This is a genomic window from Deinococcus sp. QL22 (genome assembly GCF_023370075.1).
Lineage (GTDB): Bacteria > Deinococcota > Deinococci > Deinococcales > Deinococcaceae > Deinococcus.
Window position 1 is genome coordinate 2883489 of the sequence record NZ_CP097149.1, and the last position, 26195, is coordinate 2909683.

26 protein-coding genes and 1 pseudogene are annotated in these 26195 nt (G+C 62.2%); 13 read left to right on the forward strand and 14 right to left on the reverse strand.

What is annotated here, in order from left to right; translation table 11 throughout:
- The first annotated feature begins 82 nt into the window (after window positions 1–82).
- Window positions 83–442: a hypothetical protein gene (locus tag M1R55_RS14365; RefSeq protein WP_249392415.1), complete on the forward strand. Its 360-nt coding sequence runs from the start codon at window positions 83–85 to the stop codon at window positions 440–442.
- Here the strand turns inward: M1R55_RS14365 and M1R55_RS14370 are convergent.
- Entirely contained in the window at window positions 436–2334 is a 1899-nt protein-coding gene (locus M1R55_RS14370; protein ID WP_249392416.1) for a hypothetical protein, read from the reverse strand. The genes M1R55_RS14365 and M1R55_RS14370 overlap by 7 nt on opposite strands.
- A gap of 50 nt (window positions 2335–2384) precedes the next feature.
- Here M1R55_RS14370 and M1R55_RS14375 point away from each other — a divergent pair, with 50 nt between their 5' ends.
- Complete coding sequence (locus tag M1R55_RS14375; RefSeq protein ID WP_249392417.1) at window positions 2385–3026, forward strand: hypothetical protein; 642 nt, start codon at window positions 2385–2387, stop codon at window positions 3024–3026.
- 154 nt (window positions 3027–3180) lie between these two features.
- On the opposite strand, the gene M1R55_RS14380 is transcribed toward M1R55_RS14375, so the two are convergent.
- Window positions 3181–3747, reverse strand: coding sequence for a YceI family protein (locus M1R55_RS14380; protein ID WP_249392418.1), 567 nt, complete (start codon window positions 3745–3747; stop codon window positions 3181–3183).
- 268 nt (window positions 3748–4015) lie between these two features.
- On the opposite strand from M1R55_RS14380, the gene M1R55_RS14385 reads away from it, so the two are divergent.
- The 5 genes from M1R55_RS14385 to M1R55_RS14405 all read left to right on the forward strand — a co-directional run bounded on the left by M1R55_RS14385 (window position 4016) and on the right by M1R55_RS14405 (window position 7793).
- A complete protein-coding gene (locus M1R55_RS14385) occupies window positions 4016–4315 on the forward strand; it encodes a DUF2946 family protein (RefSeq protein ID WP_249394226.1) in 300 nt (99 codons plus the stop codon).
- A gap of 112 nt (window positions 4316–4427) precedes the next feature.
- Window positions 4428–4874: a DUF1775 domain-containing protein gene (locus M1R55_RS14390; protein ID WP_249392419.1), complete on the forward strand. Its 447-nt coding sequence runs from the start codon at window positions 4428–4430 to the stop codon at window positions 4872–4874.
- A 118-nt stretch (window positions 4875–4992) separates the two neighbouring features.
- Window positions 4993–5391: a copper resistance CopC family protein gene (locus M1R55_RS14395; protein WP_249392420.1), complete on the forward strand. Its 399-nt coding sequence runs from the start codon at window positions 4993–4995 to the stop codon at window positions 5389–5391.
- Complete coding sequence (locus M1R55_RS14400) at window positions 5388–6194, forward strand: CopD family protein (RefSeq protein WP_249392421.1); 807 nt, start codon at window positions 5388–5390, stop codon at window positions 6192–6194. Before M1R55_RS14395 ends, M1R55_RS14400 begins: the two co-directional genes overlap by 4 nt.
- A gap of 183 nt (window positions 6195–6377) precedes the next feature.
- Entirely contained in the window at window positions 6378–7793 is a 1416-nt protein-coding gene (locus M1R55_RS14405) for an aspartate kinase (RefSeq protein ID WP_249392422.1), read from the forward strand.
- Window positions 7794–7938: 145 nt separating this feature from the next.
- Here M1R55_RS14405 and M1R55_RS14410 read toward each other — a convergent pair whose 3' ends face one another.
- A complete protein-coding gene (locus M1R55_RS14410; RefSeq protein WP_249392423.1) occupies window positions 7939–8652 on the reverse strand; it encodes a phosphatase PAP2 family protein in 714 nt (237 codons plus the stop codon).
- A gap of 408 nt (window positions 8653–9060) precedes the next feature.
- Here M1R55_RS14410 and M1R55_RS14415 point away from each other — a divergent pair, with 408 nt between their 5' ends.
- Entirely contained in the window at window positions 9061–9231 is a 171-nt protein-coding gene (locus M1R55_RS14415) for a hypothetical protein (protein WP_249392424.1), read from the forward strand.
- Window positions 9232–9378: 147 nt separating this feature from the next.
- Here the strand turns inward: M1R55_RS14415 and M1R55_RS14420 are convergent, their stop codons facing one another.
- Both M1R55_RS14420 and uvrC read right to left on the reverse strand, forming a co-directional pair.
- Window positions 9379–9837 carry a GNAT family N-acetyltransferase gene (locus tag M1R55_RS14420; RefSeq protein ID WP_249392425.1) on the reverse strand — a complete coding sequence of 153 codons (459 nt, stop codon included), beginning with the start codon at window positions 9835–9837 and terminating at the stop codon, window positions 9379–9381.
- Between the two features lie 34 nt (window positions 9838–9871).
- Complete coding sequence (uvrC, locus tag M1R55_RS14425; protein WP_249392426.1) at window positions 9872–11728, reverse strand: excinuclease ABC subunit UvrC; 1857 nt, start codon at window positions 11726–11728, stop codon at window positions 9872–9874.
- A 79-nt stretch (window positions 11729–11807) separates the two neighbouring features.
- On the opposite strand from uvrC, the gene M1R55_RS14430 reads away from it, so the two are divergent.
- Complete coding sequence (locus M1R55_RS14430; protein WP_249392427.1) at window positions 11808–12467, forward strand: histidine phosphatase family protein; 660 nt, start codon at window positions 11808–11810, stop codon at window positions 12465–12467.
- A gap of 113 nt (window positions 12468–12580) precedes the next feature.
- Here M1R55_RS14430 and aspS read toward each other — a convergent pair whose 3' ends face one another.
- The 3 genes from aspS to M1R55_RS14445 form a co-directional block, all read right to left on the reverse strand.
- Window positions 12581–14320 (reverse strand): aspartate--tRNA ligase, encoded by a 1740-nt coding sequence (gene aspS / locus M1R55_RS14435; RefSeq protein WP_249392428.1) that lies wholly within the window; start codon window positions 14318–14320, stop codon window positions 12581–12583.
- Window positions 14317–15615, reverse strand: coding sequence for a histidine--tRNA ligase (hisS, locus tag M1R55_RS14440; protein ID WP_249392429.1), 1299 nt, complete (start codon window positions 15613–15615; stop codon window positions 14317–14319). Before hisS ends, aspS begins: the two co-directional genes overlap by 4 nt.
- A 120-nt stretch (window positions 15616–15735) precedes the next feature.
- Entirely contained in the window at window positions 15736–16122 is a 387-nt protein-coding gene (locus M1R55_RS14445; RefSeq protein ID WP_249392430.1) for a cell surface protein, read from the reverse strand.
- A 36-nt stretch (window positions 16123–16158) separates the two neighbouring features.
- Between M1R55_RS14445 and M1R55_RS14450 the strand changes: the two genes are divergently transcribed.
- Window positions 16159–17154: a diacylglycerol kinase family protein gene (locus M1R55_RS14450; RefSeq protein WP_249392431.1), complete on the forward strand. Its 996-nt coding sequence runs from the start codon at window positions 16159–16161 to the stop codon at window positions 17152–17154.
- A gap of 73 nt (window positions 17155–17227) precedes the next feature.
- Here M1R55_RS14450 and M1R55_RS14455 read toward each other — a convergent pair whose 3' ends face one another.
- From M1R55_RS14455 to lnt, 3 genes are all read right to left on the reverse strand, one after another.
- Window positions 17228–18010: an amino acid ABC transporter ATP-binding protein gene (locus M1R55_RS14455; protein ID WP_305880268.1), complete on the reverse strand. Its 783-nt coding sequence runs from the start codon at window positions 18008–18010 to the stop codon at window positions 17228–17230.
- A gap of 102 nt (window positions 18011–18112) precedes the next feature.
- Entirely contained in the window at window positions 18113–19108 is a 996-nt protein-coding gene (locus tag M1R55_RS14460; RefSeq protein WP_249392432.1) for a site-specific integrase, read from the reverse strand.
- Between the two features lie 230 nt (window positions 19109–19338).
- Window positions 19339–20811, reverse strand: a complete 1473-nt coding sequence (gene lnt, locus M1R55_RS14465; RefSeq protein WP_249392433.1) for an apolipoprotein N-acyltransferase — start codon at window positions 20809–20811, stop codon at window positions 19339–19341.
- Between the two features lie 130 nt (window positions 20812–20941).
- On the opposite strand from lnt, the pseudogene M1R55_RS14470 reads away from it, so the two are divergent.
- Both M1R55_RS14470 and M1R55_RS14475 read left to right on the forward strand, forming a co-directional pair.
- Window positions 20942–21342: pseudogene (locus tag M1R55_RS14470) on the forward strand (tetratricopeptide repeat protein).
- 116 nt (window positions 21343–21458) lie between these two features.
- The gene (locus tag M1R55_RS14475; protein ID WP_249392434.1) at window positions 21459–22160 is read left to right on the forward strand and encodes a metallophosphoesterase; all 702 of its coding nucleotides are present in this window, start codon (window positions 21459–21461) and stop codon (window positions 22158–22160) included.
- Between the two features lie 64 nt (window positions 22161–22224).
- Here the strand turns inward: M1R55_RS14475 and M1R55_RS14480 are convergent, their stop codons facing one another.
- The 3 genes from M1R55_RS14480 to M1R55_RS14490 form a co-directional block, all read right to left on the reverse strand.
- A complete protein-coding gene (locus M1R55_RS14480) occupies window positions 22225–23400 on the reverse strand; it encodes an alanine--glyoxylate aminotransferase family protein (protein ID WP_249392435.1) in 1176 nt (391 codons plus the stop codon).
- Between the two features lie 112 nt (window positions 23401–23512).
- A complete protein-coding gene (locus M1R55_RS14485) occupies window positions 23513–24319 on the reverse strand; it encodes an alpha/beta fold hydrolase (protein WP_249392436.1) in 807 nt (268 codons plus the stop codon).
- Entirely contained in the window at window positions 24316–25062 is a 747-nt protein-coding gene (locus M1R55_RS14490) for an alpha/beta fold hydrolase (RefSeq protein ID WP_249392437.1), read from the reverse strand. Before M1R55_RS14490 ends, M1R55_RS14485 begins: the two co-directional genes overlap by 4 nt.
- A 109-nt stretch (window positions 25063–25171) precedes the next feature.
- Between M1R55_RS14490 and M1R55_RS14495 the strand changes: the two genes are divergently transcribed.
- On the forward strand, window positions 25172–26167 hold the full coding sequence (locus M1R55_RS14495) for a dipeptidase (protein ID WP_249392438.1): 996 nt from the start codon (window positions 25172–25174) through the stop codon (window positions 26165–26167).
- Window positions 26168–26195: the final 28 nt, after the last annotated feature.

The following is a 26195-nucleotide window of genomic DNA, read 5'->3' on the forward strand; positions in this document are numbered from 1 at the left end:
AAGCCGCCGCCTACGCTGGGCCGAATGAGGTGAGGGCTGACCGCTGCTGGATGTAGCGCAACACCTCCACCGGGGAGGCTCTATGTTCCAGCCACAGTTCAAACAACTGCTCCATGCCAGTGCCGCTGCGGTACTGTCGGTGGCCTGCGCTGCGTCGGCAGCACAGACGACCATCAGATTCACGGTCACGGTGGTCGGCACCTGCAAAATTCAGGAGCAGGATGCTGCAGGCGTCACGCTGCGCTGCACCAGAGATTTCAGCCCGGCAGACCCGCGCACCCTGCCCGCTTTACTGGGCCAATTGCCTCCGCAACCGTTGGCTCTGGTGGAGATACGGGCCGCTGATGTGGGTGAGGGCGGAACACTGAACCGTTATGTCTTCGCTGCGGCAGCCAACGCCGACCAAGCAGAGCAGCACGCAGGAGTACTGGCCTTCTACTGATCCTGTAAAAGCTGATCCGAGGCCGCTGAGCTGGGGAAACAGAATGCCCGTTCGTCTCCCGGCTGGATAGTGACCTGACACCGTCTGGCGCTGGTGTTGCTGCGAATCTCTCCCCGAAGCACTCCTGAAGAACTGGGGGTGAGGCCGTAGCCTTCGTCGTCGACCAACACGCGCTCGCCATCAATAATGACGTCGGTTCCCCTGGCAACTTCCTGCTCTGACCAGAAGAACCGTACAAAGCGGAACGCTCTGAAGTTTTCGCGCCAGTCCACGACTGTGACGCCGCTGAGGGGCGGAACCACTTCTCGCTGCTCTGCGCCCAGGGCCACACCAAATGGCAGCGACGCGAGATCGACCCGCACCGACACGACTTCTCCGAGTGGCAGATCGGTGATGAGCGCCTCGCCACGGGCGTCGGTGACCGCAACCTCCGTCCCAGCCACCAACAGGCGCACATTGGGTATACCAGTCTGGATCAAGAGGGCTTTCTGGGCCAAAACAGGCTTTATTTGTATCGTTCCGTTGGTCAAGATCAACGCACCTGTGGCCTGAGCCGACGCGCCATGCAGCGCCACGGTTGCCTGCACATTCACTTCGCGGCTAAAGGCGTAGGAGAGCGCGGCATCATCAGAGGACACGTTGAGGCGTACGGCCTGAGTCGGGCCGAGTTGGTAGCCCAAGCTGCCACTGAGTTGGCTGCCCGTGGGCGCAGACGACACCTGCGCGGCCACTTGCAGGTTGGGCGTAGGCACGAACGACGCACTCAGACCGATCCGGTAGCTGCCGGGCAACACATCGGCTTGGGCTGAAACACTGCCACGCTGACCAAAAAAATAGGTGGCCGAAGCGCCTGCCTGCCAAGTCTGGGATTGAAATCCGGTGGAACCACTGGCTCCCACCAGCCAGTTGAGGCTGGAATACGAGGCTTTGGCCCCCACGACGCTGCTCCGCAAATCATGGAAGGGCAGAACGGCAAAGCCCTGCACCTGTCCGGCTCCGAGACTCGTTCCGGCATTCAGGTTGGCCGTGAATCCCTGGCTGACTTGTCCCGCCGAAGTGGTGGCCCGCGCCGCTTCTAGTGCCCCTGCAAAGCTAAAGCGGTCTTGACTGTAGGTCGCGCTGGCCCGTACAGAAAAGCTGGTGTCTGCCGACGGAGCACGCTGGGCAGAGGCCTGACCACTGACTGTCCAAGCGTTCGTCAGACCCAGTTGAACTGCTCCGTAACCCGAGAAGGTACCGTTGGAGACCCCCGCCTGTGCGCTGGCCAGATAGGCCCCGGCGGGCAGCGCCCGCAGATTGCCGGGCACATCGGTGGTCACTTGCCGTGTGCCGCTCTCGTCGGTGATGTACACCACAACACGGCTGGGGCCAGAGCCGCTGAGCGGAATGTTACGCAGCGTGAACGACCCGGCGGTGGCCCGAAAGGCCCGGATTCTTTTCAGATTGACGGTGACTTCGATTTCTGCTTCTACGGGTAATTCGATGATCAGCTCATCAAGCTGGCGCGTAAAGCCGCCCCGCGCGGAAACCGCTACCCCCCGGAAGCCAGACGAGGCAAACCCCGGATCGTTGCCGTTTGGGCTGGCATTCCATGCGCCGTAGACCACCAGATTAGGATTGACCGTAAACTGCGCCACCGCCCGGAATTCGGTTGCCGCCTGTTGGGTCGCCGTGCCGATGCGGGCCAGCAGTCCGGCGTACCCCGCCAGCCGACCCTGTGCGGCACCGACTCCCACGTAGCCCGCACCCGTATAGCTGTTGGGCACGGCCGACCCGGCCCCGTCCGTCTGGCGGTAAATGGCGTTGCCCTGCGCTCCAGCGTTTATGCCCCAAGATGAACGCTGGGCCTGAGGCTCGCTTGTGGAGTCCTGTGCCGGATCAGGCAGGCTCAAATCCGCGCTGCCGCGGCCCAGCAGATTGAGCGCCGGGGATACATCAAGCGTTGGAACGCGCCCTGCAAGCGGGCCTGCTGGAGCGTGTTCCAGCGCACCTTGACGTGGTGTGGCCCAGTGGTCAATTCAGCGTACCAGACGGCGATCACCCCCTGGCTTTCCGGAGCGAGCTGCAACGTGCGGCATTGGCCGGAACGCTGGATTCTGCATTGCGGGCCAACCTGCGCCAAAGCAGCGCGGAAACACCTCCACCCAGCGGGGTCTGTCCCAGCATCGTTCCTTTCGCCGTCCAGGCTGCTCCATCTCGCTCGGCATTTTCTGGCCGTCCAGAAACCACCGTGTCCTTGCCCGGTGGCTACCGCCTGCATCTGTCCCCGCACCTCCTGACCGTCTTGCGGCTCGGCGCACGCGGCCACCGCCCACCCGAATTCCGGCTGCATCTGCCTACACCGCCCGGCGCTCGGCACTGGCAGTTCAGCTTGTGTCTGGCAACACCGTACAGCAGCGCGGACGTGTTTCCCCTGTGCCTGCTGTCCAGCACCGACGCGACAGCTCTGACCCCCATCAGCGTCCCGGAAAGCGGCCTGTGGTATACGGCGAGCGGCGAATTGACTGCGCCCGGCTCACCCCTGGTCTTGGGCGTCCGGGCGCATGATCTGGTCTTGCATCTGGCCGATTTCTCGTTGACTTAGAGCAGTGGTCAACCATTCTCTCGACCAAACAGAGTCAGTGGCTCTCATGGAGTGTTCGGATCATGCTTTATGGGACGGTCTTTTACGTTCCTCTCGTTGCTCAGCGCAGAGATACTACGTCCACCCCGCCTGACCCAATTAATGCTTCCTGGGATCAGCGCGGCACAAGCGTGAACGTCACGTTCAGCGTCGCAGAATCACTGCTGCCCGGATAATTGACTTCAAAATCTTTGGGGTTGATCTTAAATTGGGTACTGACATTGACTTTGTTGCCGTCGAGGGTGGCTTTGACGGGGGCAGTGATCGGCAGGGTCTTGCCTTTGATGGTCAGCTTGCCTGTGGCCGTCGTAGACAGCGTTTGCCCCTGCACCAGCTTGCCGCCCGTCAGCTTGTCCAGCGTAAATACCGCGTTGGGAAACTTGGCCGCATTAAGCGCCACGTCGCTTTTGGCATGGTCGTCGCGCAGTCCGATGCCTGTTTTGAGCTTGACCACCGGAACGGTCACGGTGCCTTTGGTGGCGGCCAAATCCACCAGATCAAGCTGCACAGTGCTGGTGACATCGGTCATATTGCCTTTTACATTGATGAACCGCACTTTGTGTTCAAAGGTGGCGGTGCCGCCCGCTGCGGTGTAGGGAACGGTGGCAGCAGTGGCAGCCCCCAGCAGGCCGGCTACAAGAGCAGGAATTGACAACCAGCGCAAGCTTGAGGGTTGATTCATGTCTGTATGGTGAAGGGTGGTCAGTGAATGAAATGAGATGAAGCTGACTGAGTCTGAATATTACTCTACTTTGAAACATCAACTACAGGTCATTTATAATTATACTGGAATAACTATGACCATTTGTCCTTAGGAGGGACATCCCTCTTCTCCCTGTCGCTACACTGCCGACACGATGCAGCGCAGAAGGTGGCACACAACCAAACGCTGGTGGGCGGCCCTGCTGACCCTTCTGGCTGCCTTCGTCTTCCCACTCCGTGGCCCGCTGATGTCATCGGAGTTCGTACCGCTTGGCCCACAACTACAAATGGGAGCAGCGCCGGGCCACATGCACGGGCAGCCTGCCGGGGACATGACTCGCGCTGAACGCCGCGAATCCCACAACAGTCAGCACCATCAAGCCCACTGTCTGTTCTGCCTGACCGGGGCCTTTGCGCTTACCGCCGAATCCGCCGCGCCGCCACCCGCGCCAGTCATTCACCTCACTCCGGCCTCACCCCTTGTGGTGCAGTCCCGCGCCGCCGCACTGCGCCATGCCGATGCCCGTGCGCCACCCTCCCGCGCCTGAGCTGAGCCAACAGAACCACACCCTGCATTCCCCGTGAGTAGGAGCCGTCTTGCTGCCCACTGTGTTGCCGCTCTGTATTCCGAACAACGTTCTTTCCAGCCGGAGGTCTCTTATGTTCAAACCACTGATCCTGACCGTCATGCTCGCTGCTCTCCCCGTTGCCGCCGCCCACGCCACCGTCAGAACCGAAGCGGGGCTGAGCGAAAGCAAGGTAGGCGCGAGCGAGAGCTACCGCCTGAACGTGCCCACCGAAAAAGAAATCAGCACCACCGAAGTCCGGCTGATGGTTCCGGCGGGCCTGACCATCACCCGTTTTCAGACCATGCCCGGCTTTACCCGCACCCTGACCACAAACGCCGCCGGACTCGTGACCGAAGTCGTCTGGAAGGGCCGCATCGCCCCGATGGAATTTGCCCGCTTCCTGTTCAGCGCCCGCAATCCTGCCGAGGCCGGAACACTGAATTGGAAGGTATACCAGAAATACAGTGACGGTTCGGTGGTCGCGTGGGATGACAGTGACCCCGATAAAGCGCCCGCCAGCAAAACCGCCGTCAAGTAGTCGTCACCGCCGATCAAACGCCTGTGAGCCTGATCTGACAGGCTGAGAGCGTTCCCGTTCACCGGGCGGAAGGCCTATCGTTTCAGCCTTCCGCCCCATTCGCCCCGGAGGTTTTCCCTTGACCCGTCTCTTTGCCTTGCTCTTGGCCGCTGCCCTCGGCACGGCCTCTGCCCACACCGAAGTCACCGTGGTCAGCCCCACGTCCACCCTGCCCGCGTCGGCCCCCAAAGCCGTACAGCTGAGCTTTGCAGAACCGGTAAACCTGCGGTTTGCCACCTTCCGTGTATTGCCGATGCCCGCCGGAAAAACCCCTGCTGAGGCCACCAGGCTGGCGCTGGCGCTGAAGCCCGGTTCTCCACAGTTGGTCAATACTGGCCCCGTTCCCAGCGGCATGGCGGCCAAACTCAGCTTGTCCCTCAAGCCCAATCTGAAAGCAGGCCCATACCTGATCGCGTGGGCGATTTTATCTGAGGACGGCCACCCGGTCACTGGCCAAAGCTTGTTCCGCGTCCGGTGATTCCGCTCCTGATCCTCGCTAAAGGACTGCTGTACGCGGGCGTCGTTTTGCTGGTAGGCGGCATTTTCACCCGCCGAGAGCTGACGCCCGCTCATCCTGCCCGCCGAATCCTGGGCGTGGGCGGCCTGCTGCTGCTGGTTGGGGTATTCCTGACGTTACTGGGCACGCTGGCCGTGGTGGGCTTCACCGCTCCTGCCGACTACCTCGATTACCTGACCCAGACCGGAGCGGGCCGTGCCCTGACGCTGCTCCTGATCGGTGGGCTGTTGCTGCTGGCCGCCGAATTGGGGCAGTGGCCCCGCCCCCTCACGGCCGCTGCCGCCGCCCTGACTCTCTGGGGACTGGCCGGAGTCGGACACGGCGCGACGCACGGCCCGACCGTTCGCCTGCTGCATGTGGTTCATGCCGGGGCGATGTGCATTTGGGTGGGCGGCGTGCTGGCCCTCCTAACCCTGCGCGGGGCTGGCCCCCAACACGCCGCCCGCTTTACGCCGGTAGCCACTGCCTGCGTCTTCGCTCTCGCCCTCACCGGAACGTTTGCCACACTGGAACACGCCGGAACGCTCTGGGGCGTCTGGAACAGCAGCTACGGCGTGACGCTGATGGTCAAACTGGGTGTGGTTGCTCTGGCGCTGCTGGCCGCACTGCTGGCCCGCCGCGCCTTTGCCCGCGCTCTGGGGATTCGGCCCCAGTTGGCGCTGGAATTGACCCTGCTGGTGGGTGTGCTGGCCGTCACCGCTACCCTGTCCGAAACGCCGCCGCCAACGCATGAGTCGGGGCAGATGAACATGGAAGGGCATTGAGTGGGATGTGGAATAGGGGAGGGCGTCTCAGGGTCGAGGGTCTCAGGGACTGAGAAAAGACCTAGGGCATTGAACAGGCGATACGATTTAGGGTTCAAAGGCCAACGCCTACCTCCTCTTCCAGCCCCGCTTGCCCAGACGCCCCCGCTGCCCTGACTGGCCGGGGGCTTCATACTGCTGGGTATGTCAGACGCTCCCACCTTACTCGTCATGAAATTCGGCGGCACCAACATGGGCGCTGCCCGCGCCATTCGCCACAGCGCCTCTCTGGCAGGCCGCAGCGTGCGGGAGGGGGTGCGCGTGGTGGTGGTGGTGTCGGCTATGGCGGGCGTGACCAACCAACTGTTAGGGCTGGCCGACGCCGCCCAGACGGGCGATATTGCCGCGGCCAACGACGAAATTGCCGCCATGCGAACCCGTCACTTCACAGCGGCACAGGAACTCGGCGCGGCCCCCGACAGCGACGCCGTGCGCGAAATCCGCGAGATGCACGAAACACTGCGTCAGGCGGTGTACGGCGTGTACCTGCTGCGCGAACTGACGCCCCGCAGCCGTGACCTGATCGTGGCCTTCGGTGAGAGGTTGTCTGCGCCCCTGATGACGCTGGCCCTTGAACAGTCGGGCGTTCGTGCCCACCACGTTACCGGCGGCGAGGCAGGCATCGTCACCGACACGCACTTCGGCAATGCGCGGCCCCTGCCCTCTGCCTACGCCCGCATCAAAGACCGGCTGAGCGGCCTGCTGAACGCGGGCGTAACGCCTGTTGTGGCCGGATTCATGGGCGAGACCGAACAGGGCGCACTGACCACGCTGGGGCGCGGCGGCACCGATTTCAGCGCCACGATTATCGGCAAGGCGCTGGGAGCCACCGAAGTCTGGGCGTGGAAAGATGTAGACGGCGTGATGAGTGCCGACCCCAGAGTCGTGAAAGACGCCCGCAACATCGAAATCCTGAGCTACGGCGAGGTGATGGAACTGGCCTACTTTGGGGCCAAAGTGCTGCACCCGCTGGCCGTAACCCCATTGCAAGAGAGCGGCATTCCCCTGCGTGTCAAGAGCGCCGCCGACCCCGATTTCCCCGGAACGCTGGTGCAGGCCGAACCTCACGACGACGCCCGTCATCCGGTCAAAGCCGTGACTGCCATTCGTAACGTCAGCATCATCAACGTGACCGGGGCAGGCGTGCTGGGCGTGCCCGAAGTCGTCGCCAGCCTGTTCAGCGCCATCGCCCGAGAAAACATTACCCTGCTGATGGTGTCTCAGAGCAGTTCTATGAGCAACGTGTCATTGGCTGTGCAGAGCGTGTACGCCGAGCGCACCGTCTTGGCCCTGCGTGCGGCGGTGAGCGGCGAACTGAAGGTAGAGGAACAACCCGGCGTGGCCGTCCTCGCCATCGTGGGTAGCGGCATGCGCGGGCAAAAAGGCGTAGCCGCCAAATTGTTCGGGGCGCTCGCAGGCGACGACGTGAACATTCTGATGATCAGCCAGGGCAGCAGCGAGCTGAACATCAGCGTGGCCGTAGAAGATGCACAGGTGGAACACGCGACGCGGGCGGTGCACGGGGCGTTTGCACTGCAGGAAGTGGCAAGCAGAGTGTAAAGCTGGGTGGCAGGAAAGGCGTGGTGGCCCAATGAGTACCCCTCTGAGCATTGTCGAGAACGGCTAGAACACTGCACCAACTCAACCACAACAAAGAGGGCGAATTTGGAGTCACTCCAGTTCGCCCTCTGTCATTTTTAACCCCTCACCGTGTATCCCGTTCCCCTTTCGGAGACTTCCTCAGCCCCGGCCAGCGTCGTCCCATCAGCAGATATAGCCCGGCCACCCACGCCGACGACGCCAGAAAGCCTGCCAACACATCCGATGGGTAATGCACGCCCAGATAATTGCGGCTGGCCCCGACTGCCACGGCCCACAGCCCGGCTACCACTGCCACCGGCCAGCCCGCCCGTGAGCGCCAGAACACCACGATCAGCGCGAAGCCGAACGCGGCGTTGCTCATGGCGTGTCCACTGGGAAAACTGAACCCCGGCTCGCGCACCAACGCCTCCAAAATATCTGGTCTGGCACGTTGGAAGAACAGTTTGGCGGCTCCATTTAAGAGTGCCGCTCCCGCCAAAGCCAAGATCAAAAACCAGCCGTGTGCCTTGGCTCCGCCGCGTGCCAGCATAAAAGCGATCAGGGCCGTGACCACCGGCAGTACCGCGAAGCCGCCCAGTACGGCTAAAGCGTTGGCGACGGCCGTCAGCTCCGGCGTGCGCTGAGCGCGGTACCACGCCAAAATAGAACTGTCCCAGGGAAAACCGCCGTCACGAAAGACATCCTCGGCCAATTCCAAAAACAGTAGGAGTGGAGCCAAGACGCCGATCAGCAGCAGCACTAACGCCCGCCAATTGGCCTTTAAAAACGCCCACAATTCCCGGCGTGTGAAGTGCCACTTCAGATGCAGCCCAGACATAGGGGGCATTAAAGCATTGTCCACCGCAGGTCAGCGCAAGCCTAAAGCAATGGCTCAGGCAGCTTCTGGCGGGGGCTGGACGGGCAACTTCCTTATTTGCCATCATCCAAAAAATAGTTCCGGCCACCCAGATAGAGCCATTCCAAACCAATGCGCCCGCCAGCAGTCCAGCCCTCAGCAGCATCTTCCAGTGCGGGAAGTTAAATGGGAATAACTAAGTCAAAAGGATACAAACAAACGGCAGGGACACTTAAAGTCTGAATAACAAAACAGATCAGCATAAGCCACCCGGCTCAGTCACCTCTGCGCCACTTGCGTCATGCGCCGCACCCTCACCAAAGCGCACCATAAAGCACAAGAAAGGCGCACCACCGGGCCACCCACAGGCCGCGCCCCAAGAGGAACACCATGCATTTCCTGACCGCCGAAATCAACGCCCTGCACGCCGAAGCCCTCCGCGCCGAAGCCAGACGTGAAGCCCAGGCCCGCGCCGCCCGGCAAGGCCAACCACAACGCCCAAGCTTCAGCTTCCACGCCCTCTTCCAGCGCCTCTTTGCTGCTCCAGTCCACCCCGCGTGAAGCAAGTCGCCTCCAGCGCCTCAGCCTGCAGCAACACAACCCCCTCGGAAATTGAGGGGGCTATTTTTTTGGTGTAGTGCACACGCCGAACCAAACTAAGCTTCGATCAGCGCGAGTACAGGATTCATCTGATTCCTGTAACACATTTCATGTAACGGTGTCCGGTTCCAAACGTGTGAAATAGGCGACGGCGTCAGACCTAAGGCCACTGCCTGCATACAACCGGTGTACTTCTGGCGCTTGGCGGCCTGTGACCAGCATGACCTTATAGGCCCCCAGGGATCGTGCCAAAGCCATCGCAGCGGCCATCACCGCCTTTCCGATCCCTTGCCCGCGCTTCTCCACATGGGTCACCACATTCTCAATGAGCGCGTAGGGCCGCCCATTCTGCGTGAGATTGGGCATCACCACCAGCGTGGCCGTTCCCCACAAGCCGCCTTGCTCAGCCACGAGCACATGAATTTTAGAATCGTTCAGCATGACCTGCCAAATGGGATCTGCTCTTTCTGGACTCAACTGGGGTGACGTGGGACTGAGTTGCTTGTAAAGAATTTGCAACTCGGGCAGATCGCTGTAGCGTGCACGGCGAATGAAGACTTGGGGCATAGGCCAGTCTAGAGGGACATGACAACGGCGTTGTCTACAACGGTGCTGCGTTCGCTTCCCGCTGCACCAAAAAGTCTTTCACGCTCTGGGCCGCCCGTGCGTTCATGCCCGGTACACGCGCAATATGCTCTACAGGCGCACTCGCCAGATCCTCCAAACTCGTAAAGTGTTCCAGCAAGGCGTCCCGGCGCTTTTGCCCAATGCCCGGCAAGTCGTCGAACACGCTGCGGAGCATGTCCTGTCCACGCAATTTCCGGTGATACGACACGGCATAGTTGTGAACCTCATCGCGCACCCCGATCATCATGCGAAGGGCCGGATGCGTCTGCGGCAGCAACAATTCCCGCTCTACGCCGACTTCCGTCCCTTCGGTCAGCCACCACTGCGCCCCGAATCGTCCCGGCAAAATCAGGCGTTCTTCTCGTTTGGCGAGGCCCACGACTGGAACCCGAATATCGGCCTCTTTCAAGGCGTCCAGCGCGGCATTCACCTGCCCCCGCCCGCCGTCGATCAGCAACAGGTCGGGCAGCGGCAACTTGTCGGCCAAGCTTCCTGTAAACCGCCGCACAATCGTCTGCTTCATAGAGGTGTAATCGTCCGGGTGATCCAGCCCCTTGACCTTAAACCGTCGGTGCTCGCCCCGGCGACTGCGCCCGCCCTCGAACACCACCATGCCCGACACGATATTGCTGCCGAACAGGTTGGAGTTGTCGTACCCCTCGATGCGCCAGGGACGCTCCGGCAATGCCAGCACTTCACGCAGGGCGTCCAGTCCCGGATGGTCGCCGCGCCGCTCCAGCAGGGCCATTTCCGATTCCAGTCCGTTTATCGCATTGCGCTGGGCCATCTCGATCAGGTCAACCTTGTCGCCGCGTTTGGGCGTCCTCATTTCAATCTTACGGCCCGCCTTTTCGGTCAGAAACTCGCTCCACACAGGCGCGGCCTCGAAGTCTGCCGGAAGCAGGATCAGCCCCGGCACATGAGTGGCCTGCGTATAGTAGTCCTGCACGAAGGCTTCCACGATCTCGCCCTCGCCGCCGCTGCCGTCGCCTTCCGCGTCGGTCAGGAAGCGTTTGTCGCGGCCCACCACCCGACCCGCCCGCATCCGGAACAGTTGCACCATCGCGTACTCGCCCGCACGCGCCACACCCAGGAAATCCAGATCGGTTTCATCACTCACAAAGGCGTGCTGCTCGGTGCCGAACAGTTTTTCAACGGCCTGCACCCGGTCACGCACGCGGGCGGCCTGCTCAAAATCCCGCCCGCGTGCAGCAACGGCCATATCGTCGCGCAGGCGGGCAATCACGGGCGCGGCGCGGCCTTCCAGCAGCCCCTTCACGTCTTCCACGATCCGCGAATATTCGGCAGGGTCGGCTTTATCCACGCACGGCCCCAGGCAGCGCCCCATATGAAAATTCAGGCACGGGCGCGGCTTTTTTTGCAGCGGCAGCCCACTGTTCTTCCTCAGCGGAAACATCGTGTCGATCAGGTGTTTCACCCGCCGCACCGCCGAAGCATCCGGGTACGGCCCATAATAATTGGCCCCGTCCTTGATGACTCGCCGCGTCACCAGCAGCATCGGAAACTTTTCATTCGTCAGCTTCAGGAACGGGTAATGCTTGTCGTCCTTCAGCATCACGTTGTAATGCGGGCGGTGCTGCTTGATCAGGTTGGCTTCCAGCACCAGCGCCTCGACCTCGTTGCGGGCCGTAATAAATTCGAGCGTATCGGCCAGCGACGTGAATTTGCCGCTCTTGCCGCCCGCCTTGAAATGCTGGCCCACCCGCGAACGCAGGTTGTTGGCCTTGCCGATATAAATGGGCGTTCCGGTGCGGCGAAAAATGTACACGCCGGGCGTGGTAGGCAGCACGGGCAGGTCGTCAAAATGCACGCTTTAGCATAGAGCGTAATGCCCCAGTGAACCGGATGCCCGCTCACGGCGGCTCAGCGTAGACGCTAATCTGTACTTCATGCCCGCTCAGCGTCCCTCCCCAGACCGCCTTTTTCTGGTTCGTCATGGCCGCACCGCTGGCAACGTCTCGCAGGTGTTGACCGGGGGCGCAGATGACCCTCTGGATGAGTTCGGGCAGATGCAGGCCCAAGCGGTAGCCGATTGGTTCGCCGCCCAGCACCTGGAATCACCGCGAATCTATACCAGTTCCTTCCTCCGCGCCCGCCAGACTGGAACTGCCATCGCGCAGGCATTAGGCGGCCAGATCATTGCTCTGGACGGACTGCAAGAGATTGCCCCCGGCGATTGGCAGGGGAGAGCTTACGCCGACATGCACACCCACGTGCATGAACTGGTGCGGTCAGACGGCAGCTTCGGCTTTCCCCGTGGCGAAAGTCTGGCGGAAGTGGCGGCGCGATTCAAGGCAGCTCTTCACCCCGTGTTGGCCGAACCTGGAACTCCAATCGTCGTCGCTCATGGAGGCTCCCTGATTGCCTTCCTGACCGACCTGATGGGCACAGATGTGCAGCAGGCATGGTTAGATGGCCGATACGCACATGCGAACACAGCCGTCACAGAGTTGCGGAAGCTAGAGCAGGCCTGGCAGACGGTCATGATCGCCTCGACCAGCCATTTAGACAGCCATTTAGAGGGGCAAAATAAACCGAGTTTTCAATAAAAAACAATAATTTCACGACCCAGATTTATCGTGAATCATTTCACTTACTTTATTTCGACACAAATTAGGGAGAGGCCCCCGTTCTCGCCTCTCCCCGCACAAGTTCCTAATCTCTACTCCGACTCAATCCGCGCCGCCACCTGAACGCCCACCTCCGCCAACTGCCCTGCATCCACCGAAGCCGGAGCCAGCGCCATCAAATCCGCGCCGCGATTATTTTTGGGGAAGGCGATAACTTCACGGATGCTCTGCGCTCCGGCCATCACCATCAACAGACGATCAAAGCCCCAAGCGATGCCGCCGTGCGGGGGCGTGCCCGCCGCCAACGCATCCAGAAAAAAGCCGAACTGGGCGTGTGCTTCCACTGGAGTAAATCCAATCGCCGCGAACATTTTTTCCTGCACGGCAGGATCATGAATCCGGATACTGCCGCCGCCAATTTCAAATCCGTTGAGCACCAGATCGTAGGCCTGAGCGCGAATCTCGCCCTGCCGCTCGGTGCCAAACAGGTGAATATCGTCGGGGTGCGGAGCCGTAAAGGGATGGTGCATGTAGGTCCAGCGGGTATTGTCCTCGTCGTATTCCAACTGAGGAAATTCGGTGATCCATGAGACGTGGAACTGCCCCCCCGCCGCCAGACCGCACAGGTCGCGCAGAGCCAGACGTACCGCGCCCAAAGCTGTCACCGCTTTTTGCCAGTCGCCCGCCGCAAACAGCAAGATGCCGCCCGATGCCACGCCTGTGCGCGAGATCAATTCTGCCGCCTGATCACCCACGAACTTGCTGATGCCACCCGTGAATCCATCGCCGTCACACTTCAGCCAGGCCAACCCTTTGGCCCCGTTCTGCTTGGCGACCCGCTCCAGCTCATCTATCTGCTTGCGCGTCAGCTCCGGCGCGGCGATGACTTTGACGCTGCCCGCACTGGCAAAGGCCTGAAACGCGCCGCCCGCAAACAGGTCAGTCACATCTACAAACGCCGATTCAAATCGCAAGTCGGGCTTGTCGGATCCGTATTTATCCATCGCCTCGAAGTACGACAGGCGTGGAAACGGCAGTGGCAATTCCACGTTCAGCACATCGCGGAAGACCGACGCCATCAAGCGCTCCTGAAGCTCCAGCACGTCGTCCTGCTCCACAAAACTCAGTTCCATATCCAGCTGCGTAAAGTCGGGCTGACGGTCTGCACGCAAATCCTCGTCGCGGAAGCAGCGGGCCAACTGGTAATAGCGGTCAAAGCCCGCGATCATCAGCAGTTGCTTGAACAGCTGAGGCGACTGCGGCAGCGCATAAAATTCGCCCGGATTCAGGCGGCTGGGCACCAAGAAGTCACGCGCCCCTTCCGGCGTGGACTTGGTGAGCATCGGCGTTTCCACTGCAATAAACCCTTCTGCATCCAGAAAGCGCGTGACCGACGCCACGGCCTTACTGCGGAGCATCAGATTTCGCTGCATTTCGGGTCGGCGCAAATCCAGATAACGGAACTTCAGGCGGATATCCTCGGCCACACTGTCGCCCTTGTCCAACTCAAAGGGAGGCGTTTTGGCCGCGTTCAGCACTTTGACGCGGGAAGCGATGACTTCAAAATCAGCCGCGCCACCCTTGCGCTGGGCCTCCGGGCGCATCTGATACACGCCCTCGATCTCGGCCACGTATTCGGGGCGTAGACTGTTGGCCTCGGCAAAAGCCGCCGAATCGGGCTCCACCTGCACCTGCACGACGCCGCTGCGATCCCGCAGTTCTATGAAAATCAGTCCGCCCAGATCGCGGCGGCGGTTGACCCAGCCCTGCAGCGTGACCGTCTGGGTGGCGTGCGTACCTTGCAGTTGTCCAATCATTGCCGTGCGTTTCATGCGTTCTCCAATTCAGCTAAGACTGCGTTCAGGTCATCCAGTGCGACTTCCCGCTGTTCACCCGATGCCAGATTTTTCAGATTCAGGACGCGGCGCTGTGCCTCATCCGTGCCGATAACGGCAGCATATCGGGCGCGGCGGCGCTCGGCGTCCCGAAAAGCGTTGCCGGGTTTCTGGGCCTTGTAGGCAAATTCCACACGGGCCACTGCACGTGCACTCAGCGCAGTCTGGGCAGCGAGGCCCACATTCTCCGCGTCCATCGAGGCGAGGTACAGCAGCGGCCCCGGCGTCTGCGGCAGGCCCACACCCTCGGCTTCCAGCGCCAGCAGCAGCCGTTCTATGCCAAAGGCCCAGCCGATGCCCGGCACTTCTGGCCCGCCGAGCTGTGCACTGAGGCCGTCATAGCGCCCGCCCCCACCGAGGGCCGACTTTGCGCCGACGCCCTCGTGGTGCAGTTCCCAGGCCGTGCGGCGGTAATAATCCAGCCCGCGCACGATGCTGGGGTCAAGGTCATAATCCACGCCCCACGCGGCTAAATACGCCTGCACCTCTGCAAAGTGGGCCGCCGCCTCCGCACCCAAAAAGTCCAGCATGGGGCGCACACTCAGTTCACGAATCAGGGCCTGATCTTCCGCGCTCTTGCTGTCCAGAATCCGCATCGGGTTGCGGGTCAGACGGTCACGCGAGTCGTCCGAGAGGCGCTCCAGCTGAGGCGAGAACACCCCGCGCAGGTACTCGTTGTAGTTGTCCCGGTCTGCCGGATCGCCAATGCTGCCCAGCTTCACGCGCACGCCCGTCAGCCCCAACGCCCGCACCACATCCACCATCAGCGCAATCGCTTCGGCGTCTACGAGTGCATCAGCGCTGCCCAATACCTCGTAATCCACCTGATGAAACTGGCGATAGCGTCCCTGCTGCACATTTTCAGCACGGAACATCGGCCCATGCGTCCACAATTTCAGCGGCGCGGGCAACTGCTTCAGCCCATTTTGCAGGAAGGCGCGGACAATGCCCGCCGTCCCCTCTGGCCGCAAAATAAAGCCGCCGTGATCGCCAAAGTAGGTCACGGTAAACATCTCTTTCCGGACAATGTCGGTGCTGCCGCCCACGCCACGCTTGACCAATTCGGCTTCTTCGAAAATCGGTGTGGCTATGAATTGCGCCCCAGCGCGCTCCAGCACACTGCGGGCGATAGTGGTCAGATGGGTGTGAGCCGACGCGCTAGCAAAACTTTTGAGGGCCGGAGTGCCTTCCGGTAAGAGGTCATTGGTGCCTTTCGGACGGTTAATCGCCATAACGCCCCGGAGTCTACAGGGCGGCGGGCCGGGAATGGATTGGCCTGATGGCGCAGCCACACACAATGGACAGGGGAGAGGGCGGCCCCGTACCAGCAGGCCGCCCCCAAGCGAGAGAACTTACTGGCCGACGCTGTAAGGCAGGCCGTTGGACTTCGAGGCTCCGACCATAATAAAGAGGTACCCGCTGCCCGCAGGCAGATCAGAGGGCACGGTGAAGGTGATTTCGTCTGCCGTCCAACTTTGAATGGCGTTGGCTGGCAGGTCGAAACCGCCGCTTCCATCAAAGGCCACGCCCATCCGAATCTTGGCACTGGCGGGGCCGCCCAGGTAACGTCCCTGAACAGTCAGAGTGCCGCCGCGAACAACGGGGGCGGAAACTTTGTAGAGCACAGGCGCAACCGTTACAAACCGCTCCGTGCCAGCCTGCTGACGCGGCGCACAGGAAGAAAGCGAACCAAGAAACAGGCCAGTCATCAGTAAAGAACCCACCAAGAAACGCGCCATAAAGAGCCTCCGTGCGGGCAGTCTAATGAGCCTCGTATGACCGGTCAAATCACCCCCCCCACTGCGGCCACGTTTGCCGCACTTTCTGACGCAGATCAGGCCACCCTCGCTCCCCTTGCCGGCAGGCGGGTGATGGTGGTCTTCAATCCAAAAAGCGGCCAGGGCGACAGCGATTTGCCCGCATTTATCGCCTTTTTGAAGGATGCCGGAGCAGACGTTACCGAGCGCGAACTCGTGCCCGAAAAACCCATGAGCAGCTATGTGGAGGACATCGCGTCGTTTGATGTGGTGGTGGGCGCGGGCGGTGACGGCACGGTGAGCAGCCTCGCGTATGCCAGCCGCTACAAGAATGTGCCGCTGCTGGCGTACCCGGCGGGGACGGCCAACCTGATCGCGCAGAATCTTGACTTGCCCCGCGATCCGCTGGCATTGGCGCAAGTGGTCGCAGGCGCACATACCGTGCGGGTGGATCTGGGCGAACTGGAAGTACGCGGCGAACAACACGGCTTTGCCATGCTGGCCGGGGCCGGGGCCGACGCCGCCATGATCCGCGATTCCGAGGAACTCAAGGAAAAGTTTGGCGCGATGGCCTACGTCATGAGCGCCATGAAGCAGCTGAATCCCAAGAAAACCACCTTCCACCTTGTCCTAGACGGCGAAAAGCGTGAGTTTGAAGGCATCGGCGTGATGGTCGCTAACTTCGGCATGGCAAATTACCGCCTGCCGATCACCACCGACATCAGCCCCAGCGATGGCCGGTTTACCGTGGTGCTGTTGAAGGCGGGAAACATCATGCGCCTTGTGCCCAACCTGATCGATTCCGTGCGGGCCAAGCTGAATCTGGGCGATCCCCTGTTCAGTGGCAACTTGGAAACAGTGGAAGCCAAGGAAGTCAGCGTGGTGGCGGAAGAACCCTTTCCCCTGCAGTACGACGGCGAACTGCATGAGGAAACCACGCCTTTCACAGCCAAGATTCTGCCGGGAGCGATCCGGTTCCTGACGGCGGCCAAGAAGGCGGATCTGGATACCTGAAAGCGGTGACTGGACAACACAAAAGATAACCAGCCGGAGCATTCACGCCCCGGCTGGTTATCTTTTGCTCGATTCAGTGGCCCAAAACCTTGCTCAAAAACGCTTTGGCCCGCTCATGCTGGGGGTTGTTGTAGAACTGCTCCGGCGTCGTATCTTCCACGATATTGCCCTGATCGAAGAACACCAGACGGTCAGCGACTTCCCGCGCAAAACCCATTTCGTGCGTCACACACAGCATGGTCATGCCGCTGCCTGCCAAGCCCTTCATCACGTCCAACACTTCTTTGATCATTTCGGGGTCTAGGGCCGAGGTGGGTTCGTCGAACAGCATCACTTTGGGATCCATCGCCAACGCGCGGGCAATCGCCACCCGTTGCTGCTGCCCGCCCGACAATTGGGCCGGGTATTTGTGGGCCTGTTCCTCGATGCCTACCCGTGTCAGCAACTCCATGGCACGCGCCTCGGCCTGCGCTTTGGGCTGCTTGCGTACCCGAATGGGAGCGAGCGACACGTTTTGCAGCACGGTCAGGTGCGGAAACAGGTTGAAGCTCTGAAACACCATGCCCACTTCCCGGCGAATGGCGTCCAAATTCTGCCCATCCTTGAGTTCCATCCCGTCGACGACAATAGTGCCCTGATCGTGCGCCTCTAGGCGGTTGATGGTGCGAATAAAAGTGGATTTTCCGCTGCCCGATGGCCCGATAATGACCACCACCTCGCCCGACTGCACCGACATATTTACCCCGCGCAGGGCGTGAAAGCTGCCGAAATGCTTGTGGACATCAACGGCTTTGATGATCGGTTCGCCGGATTTGGGGGGCATTGCCTGCTTGTTGAGAGTGGGATGGGCGGTCATAAATCCTCCAGAATAAATGAGACGGCGTTGTCGGTTGCTGGGGCCAGTGTAAACCCACAACCGGAGCGAAACGGCACCACGCCTGAACAGGGAAGACCCGGCTTAGACAAAGCCCTCCATCACTTCATCCAGGTCGTCCTCGGGCAATTCCACGTAGCGGCGGGTGGTATCCACCTGTTCGTGGCCCAAAAATCCGGCCACCCGTGTGAAGTCCTTGACGGCGGCGTATAACTGCGTGCCCGCGTATTTTCGCCCGGCGTGAAAACCCCGAAATTCATGCTCTCGCCCGCATTTCAGCGCCAGCTTTTGCAGCCGCTCGTAGGCGCTGGAATAGGCCGAAAAGGAGAACAGGCGGCTGGTGGGCGTGGAAACCATTTCCGCCTTCAGTGCCTCCAGCGCTTCCCGCAGCCTGGCACTCAGCGGCACAATTCTTGCCTTGTCGCCTTTGCCGTGCGCCACCAGCAACCGCCTGCGCCGCAAGTCTATGTTGCCCCATTCCACCGCCAGAGCTTCGGCAATCCGCAGGCCCGCATGCGTGAGCAGCAGCACCAGCACGGCTTCCTGCGCGTCGGCCTCGGCCAGCATCGCCTGCACAAAATCGGCGCGGTATGGGGGATTTTTCACGATGCCTTTGGTGCGGTCTTTGGGGCGCTTCACGTCGCCAAAAGGATCGGCGTCGGTGGCCCCGGCCCAGCGCAGGGCGCGGTACAGGGCAGACGCGGCGGCGACACGGGCCTGCACGGTGGCAGGCTTCAGACCCGATGCACTGAGGCTTGCCACATATAGCGCGGGTTCGCGGCGGCCCGGATGGGTCAGGTTCCAGGCATGGACGCTGGCGTGTTCCACCACCACCTTCACGCCCGTTTTGTAGGCCCGCAAGGTATGGGGGCTGACGCGCACGCCCGCGCTGGTATCGCTGCTCAGGCAGGCAAGCGTGAGTGCCCACAGGTCTTCAAAGTCTTTGTCGCGGGCCGCGCGAATGGCCCGCACCCGCAGGGCTTCGTCGGTCAGTCCTGCAAAAGCGCGGGCCTGGGCTAGGCGGTCACCGGAGTACAGGACGGGGGCGGACGGTGGAGCGGTGGACAGTTCGTCTGGCATTTCAGCCGATGATAACAAGCCTTATCAACGGCGGGAAAAGGGCGAGAACCGTAAATTCTGGGCTATGAGCAGTAAACAGCTATAAACATCGTCCCACACGGCATAAATCAGGCAAGCTCACAGGAAGGCCGTGAAGGCCCGCCGAATCACAGTCAAGGGGGAAAACACCAACCGATTTGACAGGTGCCAGCGAGATACTCAGTTCATGGCGCAAGGTGTAGAGCTTCTGTCTACAGCTGCCGCCGATAGCGCCGATCAATCAGGCCTGCGAACACCACCATCAGCGCAGCCAGCCCTAGCGCAGGCCAATCGCCCAAGCGCACGAACAGGGTTTGCCCGGTCAGGCGCAGTGGGCGGGCGTGCAGGACGCCCTGGCCCGCTTCCAGCGTTTGCACGGGCTGACCCAGGTCGTTGATCTCGGCGGCGATGCCGTAGTTCACGCTGCGGACGATATACCGCCGCGTTTCTATGGCCCGCACTCGGCCCATCATGAAATGTTGCTGAACGCCCCAGCCGTCGTACCAGCCGTCGTTGGAGACATTGACCAGAATTTCTGCGCCCTTGCCCACCAGCACGCGGGTGACCCACGGAAACACACTGTCGTAGCAGACGTATGCGCCGTACTGAACGCCGTTCAGTTGAAGAGTATTGAGGACTCTGGCAGGCGGCACACTTTCCAGCGAAACGCCGATGGTGCGCTCGATCAGGCTCCAGGCAGGGGCGAGGGCTTGCCGGAACGGAAAGTATTCACCAAAGGGAACCGGGCGGGCCTTGTCGGTTTCGGAGGTGACGCTGCCGCCGTCCCAGGCGCGAACTGAATTGCGGCGGGGTTCCATCTGGCTGACGCCGTAAATGCCCTCAGCGGGAACAGTGGGCAGCAAGGCGGGATCACCGACGCTGCTCTCGCTCCAGACCACCACTTCGTTTGGTCGGCGGTTGATGCGGGTCAGGCCAGCCTGCAACTCAAATTGTTCTTGCGCGGTCAGGCGGCGGGAGGCGCGGTCAAAGGAATCGATGGTGGTTCTGAGCAGCAGCATCGGCGTTTCCGGCCCGCTGCCTGCCGTGCGCGTCAGGCCGTAAACACACGCCAGTGCCCAGGCAGCCGCGATCAGCAGCAACGGGCGGCGTCTCCCCCATCCCTCGCCACGCCGCCGCACCGTACCCACAAAGCAGGCCAGCGCCGCAGCTGTGGCCGCAATGAGCACACTGCCCAGCAGCACGCCGCCCAGGTCGGCAATTTGAATAGCGGGCGTGGGCAGCAGCGTATAGCCCAGCGTGGGCCACGGAAAGGCGGGCGGGCCGAGGAAGCGCAGCCATTCCAGCACCACCCAGCCGCCCGCCAGCCCCCACACCCGCGCTCCCTTTGAATGCAGGAAGCGGCCCACCAGCCACGCCATGCCCGCCAAAAATGCACCTTCTAGGGCAAACAACGCGAAGGCCAGCACGCCAGCAGGCGGAAACCCGAACAGCTTGCCCAAAAACGCGGTGAGCCACCACAGATGGACGGCGCTATAGGCGGTGCCTGCCCAGAAGGCGCGGCCTGCCACGTTGCGGGCCGTTGCACCACTTGCGGCAAACGCCAGCAGCGCGGCCAGCGGCAAAAAGCTGAGAAAACTCCAGCCCAGCGGCAATCCGCAGAGGGCCAGCAGGCCTCCGAGCAGGGCGGCAAGCAGGGTGGTGGGCAGGGAGGGCGAGGCACGCACCCGGGCATTGTAAAGCGGGCGCGGATGAGCGGTGCGTCACACTGGGGACATGACCGCTGCCTGGGAAGAAGAATTGGCCGCCCTGTGGGAAACGCTGGGAAGTGTCAAAGACAGTGATTTTCTGGTTCGGATGGACGCTGTGAGTGCCCACCTACCCAGCGCCATTCGGTTGTTCGAACGCGCTGCGGGGCAGGATTCCACTGGACACCCGCTGCGGGCTGCCGAACTATACCGGGAAGCTCTGGCCGCCGGGCTGTGATTCAACTGGCCAGTTCACTGCGGAATGTGGGCCAAGCCGAGGAAGCGTTGGCGTTGTTGACAGCTGAAACGGGCCAGCCGTCCGATGCTTTAGACGGGGCAGTCGCTCTTTTTATGGCCCTGACTCTGGCCGATTTGGGCCGCGAACGCGAGGGCTTGGCGGTGGCCCTGACGGCTCTGGCCCACACGTTGCCGCGCTACAACCGCTCGGCGGCGCGGTATGCCCAAGGGTTGATGAATGCAGAGCTTCAGAAGGTTCCGCACTGCCTATGAACCATGCGTGACCGACTAGCACGACTTCCCGCTTCTTCACAAGCCACAATTCAGGCCGCCCCCGTTGGGGGGTTTGCTGCCGCGCTGGGCCGCTTGGCTGCTAGGATAAACAGACCTTGAGAATCGCGTTTATTAGTGACCTGCATGCCAACATTCACGCGTTGACATCCGTGAAACGGTTTTTGTCGGAGAATATTGTCAATCAGGTGATCGTGGTGGGTGATCTGGTGGGTTACGGCGCGAGTCCCGGCCCGGTCATTGACTTTGTGAGGCGCGAGGGCTGGGTCACTGGCCTGGGCAGCAGCGACATGCGCGTGTCCATGGAATTGGGCGAACGCTCGGAGCGAAAAGGCGTGGCCGATCAGGTGTTGACGTGGACGCGCAAAATGCTGACGCCAGAGCAAAACGACTACCTGCGCCGCCTGCCGCCCGGTGGCCGGATCATGACCCCGGTGGGCCGCGTGCGTTTTTTTCACGGCTCGCCGCACAACCCCGAAGACCGCATAGACCTGATGGCGCAGGAGCGGGAGCTCGAAGCCTTGGCCGACAGCCTCAGCTCCCGCGTGATCGTGGTGGGCGGCTCGCATGTGCCCTTTGTGCGCGTGATCGGAGACACCACCTTTCTTGACCCCGGCAGCGTGGGTCTGAGCCTGAACCACGAACCGGGCGCAGATGTAGCCATTGTGGATTGTGTGGGCCGCAGACCCAAAGTGTCGTTGCATAAGGTCACGTACGATTTTGCGTCCAGCGCCTTCGACATCATGGCGTGGAACCTGCCGCCCGTGATCGCCGATGTGATTCGCACGGGGAAGATGTAGAAAGGGTGCAAAAGAAGAAAGAGGCGTCCGCGTGTGCAGATGCCTCTTTCTTTTTGAGCTTTGCTTAGACCAGTACGCCCTGCTTCTCCCCCACCAGCCCCGCCACTTGCAATTCTTCCTCGTAGCGGGCCACCAAGCCGGGTGCGCCCATCAGGTCTTGAAGGGCCACCATCAGGGCGCGGTACGGTGCGGGGCGGGCGGCTTCTCCCATCAGACCCAAGCGCCAGATCACGCCAGCGGTGGGGCCGAGGCCGCCTGTCACGCTGATTTCGCGGGCGCGGAGGGCCAGACGCACGGCGGAATCATCCATGCCAGTGGGCAACCGCAGGGCCAGCACGGTGGGTAGGCGGTCTTCGGGGCGGCGCACATAGTGGGAGAATCCCAGCGGTGCGAGCGTGCGGGTGATGACCTGCCCAAGCTGCTGCACCCGCAGTTTGCGGGCGTCCAGGCCTTCTTCCAATGCGGCTTGCAGGGCGGCGTGGAAGGCGTAGTGCAGATTCACGGGAATGGTGTGGTGGTAGGTATGCTCCACCCAGTAGTCGCGCAGCCCCTCGAAATCGCAGTACCACAGCGGCGTGGGTGTCCGGCGGGCAGCGTAGCGGGCAAACGCACGCTCGCTGATGGCAATCGGCGCAAGTCCGGGCGGGGCCGAGAGGCATTTTTGTGCGCCCGTATAGGCGTAATCCACGCCCCAGTCCTGCATATGGAAGGGTTCCATTCCGGCAGTCGTCACGGCGTCCACCGTGAGCAACACGCCGCTGCCGCGTACCAGCTTAGCGATTTCGGGCACGGGATTCAGCACGCCCGTACTGGTTTCGCCGTGGACGACGGCCACCATCGCCACACCGTCGAGGTGGGCGGCCACGTCTTCGGGCTTGATCGCTTCGCCCAGTGGAGCCGTGACCAGCCGCACATGAGCGCCGTAGCGGGCAGCCATCTCGGCCATGCGCCGCCCGAAGCTGCCGTTGGCGCAGACCAGAATTTCGTCGCCCTTTTCCACCAGATTCGCGAAGCCCGCTTCCATACCGAGGCTGCCCGTGCCCGCCAGCAGCGCGGTGAAGGCTTCGGGTTCCGTGCCGTACATCACGCGCAGGTCGGCCTGAATTTCGCGGTTCAGGGCGAACACTTCGGGATCCATGTGGCCGAGCATCCCGCGCATCAGGGCTTTCTGGGCGCGGGGATGAATCGGGGTGGGGCCGGGCGTCAGGAGTACGTGGTGGTCGTGGGTATCCTCGAACATTTGACTGAGTGTAGCATTGAGAAGGCTTAGTCTAGCAACAGGGTTGCGCTGAAGTGCCTAGACGGGTCGGTTAAAGCAATAGGATTGCGTCAAAGCAGATTTGACTTGGCATTCACGGATGACACTGAAGAGCTGACCCCTGAGATTGGCCCTCTTCGACCTGCCGCAAGAAATCCAGCGTGTAGCGGGCCACCGTTTTGGGGTGCGAATCGGTGAGGGCGTGGGTGCCGCCGGGCACAGTTCGCACCAACGCTTCAGGGATGGCGCGGCGAATCTCCTGCACCGTCCAAGACTGAATGACCGGGTCGGCGTCGCCGTCGAGCAGCAGAGTCGGCACCCGCACCTTCTTCAGGAGTGGCCCGGTGTCGTGCTGGCTCTGGTCGGTGGCGAGCCGCAGCATCAGGGCAAAGCCGCTGGTGGAATAGGCGCCCAGGGCGGGCAGCAGCAGGGGCAAGCGCTCGCGGGGCAGGTCGCGCAGCAGGCGCAGGATTTGCATGGTCACGCTGGGGTTTTCGGGAATGCCGGTGGGAGCGCAGGCAATCAGGGCCGAGGTGCAGGTGGGATAGCGGGCCGCCAGATCAAAAATGACCTCGCCGCCCAGCGAATGCCCGAACAGCGGCGCACAGTTCAGGCCGCAGGCCACCAGCCACTCGGCCAGGTGATCGGTCAGGTCTTCCATCCTGCGTGGATAGTCGCGTTGGCCCTGGCTGAAGCCGTGACCGGGCGGGTCGTACACGTACACGGTGCGCTCGCGGGCCAACTCACGCGACACCCGGACATACATCCAAGACGCACAGCCCAGCCCCGGCACCAGCACCAGCGGGGGGCCGTCGCCGCGTACCCAGGCGTGGGTCTGCAGGCCGTTCACGCGGGTGAAGTGGGATGTTCCGGGGTGTAACGTTTCAACTGTCGCGGTCACTGAGTCGTGCCTTCACGCAAAAAGTTCAGCACCAGCGAGTTGAATTGCCGGGGGGCATCCACCATGACCACGTGGCCTGCCCCCGCGATTTCCTCGTAGCGTGCGCCGGGAATGGCAGCGGCGAGGGCACGGCCCAGCTTGGGGGGCACGAGTGCGTCGCGTGCGCCCCAGATCACCAGTGTTCTGACGCTCAGACCGGGCAACACGTCCAGCACGTTGTCTCCGAGCAGGTGCAGGGTGCTGCGCCACATGTTGGGCAGGCCTGCGCGGGCGGCGTCCAGCAAGATGCGCGGCACGAAGGATTTGCGCCCGGTCACCACGGCACGCGGCAGTTTGAGGGCCACCCGCACCGGATGACCGTCCAGCAGGCCGCTGGCACAGGCCAAGACCAGATGACTGACCCGCTGTGGGCGCAGTTGGGCCACGCGCAGGGCGATGTGTCCGCCCATGCTGTGGCCGATCAGGGTCACGCCTGTCAGGTTCTGGTTGTCCAGCCACGCGGCAATCAGGGCCGCGTCCTCGCGCACGCCGAGGGAACGCTGCCGCCGTGCGCCGCCGTATCCAGCGAGGTCGAGGACAAAGACACGGTGGGACTGCGAAAACACGGGGACATTGCGCCGCCACCACCGACCCGAACCGCTGAGGCCGTGAATCAGCACCATCGGTTCACCCTGGCCTGCCGCGTCGTAGCGCAGGGTGGCTAAACCATGTCGGAACTGAAGAGAACGCACGCGGGGCAGCATAGCGTTCCGGGGGGTCAGGCGGGGCGGAGGGTCAAGGTTCGCAGAAGTCGGGGGGCGGCCCCAGCCCTCCATGCCCCAGCCTGCACCGCTGCCTACTACAATGCCGCCTATGCTGATCGACGGACATCTGGACTTGGCCTTCAATGCCGCGTTGGGACGAGACCTGACCTTACCGCTGGCGGACTTGCGGCGCAGCGACCCGGTGGCGGGCGAAACGGCCACCGTCACCTTCCCGGAAATGCAGGCGGCGGGCCTGCGCGTATGCTTTGGCACGCTGTTTGCCCTGCCGCGTACAGATCACCATCCTATCCAGAGTCCAGACGGGTACACCGACCATGCCGGGGCGCGGCGGCAGGCATTGGGGCAACTGGAGCAGTACCGGCGCTGGGAAGATGACGGGCACTTGCGGTTGCTGAGGACGGGAGCGGAGGTGGCGGCGCATGTGGCATTGGAGGGCGCGCCGCCCGGAGTGGTGCTGCTGATGGAAGGCGCTGACCCGGTACGGGATGTGGATGATCTGGCGTTCTGGGCGGCGGCGGGCGTGCGGGTCATTGGGCCAGCGTGGGGGCGCACCCGGTACGCAGGCGGCACAGAAGCGCCCGGCCCACTCACGGCGGCGGGGCGGGAACTGGTGGGAGCAATGGCGTCACTGGGGATCGCACTGGACGCCTCGCATCTGGACGATGCCAGTTTCTGGGACGCGGCAGAGTTGCATCCGAGGATGATTGCCACGCACGCCAACAGCCGCTCCATCGTGGAGGGCAATAGACATCTGACCGACGACATGGCGCGGGCCATTGCCGAAAAGGACGGCGTGATCGGACTGGTCTATCCTTCAAAGTTCTTGCAGCCCGGCTGGCAGGACAGCGATCCGCGTGCGCCGCTGGGCAGGTTGGCGGATCACGCTCAGCACTATGCGGGCCTGATCGGGTGGGAGCGGGTGGCCCTCGGCACTGATCTGGACGGCGGATTCGGGCAGGAGAAATGTCCGGCAGGGGTGGACTCCTACCGTGATGTGCCGGGCAGTGTGGACGTGCTGCCAGCAGAGGTGCGGCGCGGGGTTCTGGGGGAGAATTGGGCGCGGTGGATGACGCGGTATTTGTGAAGCGGGAGTTGGCATAGACCTGGACTGT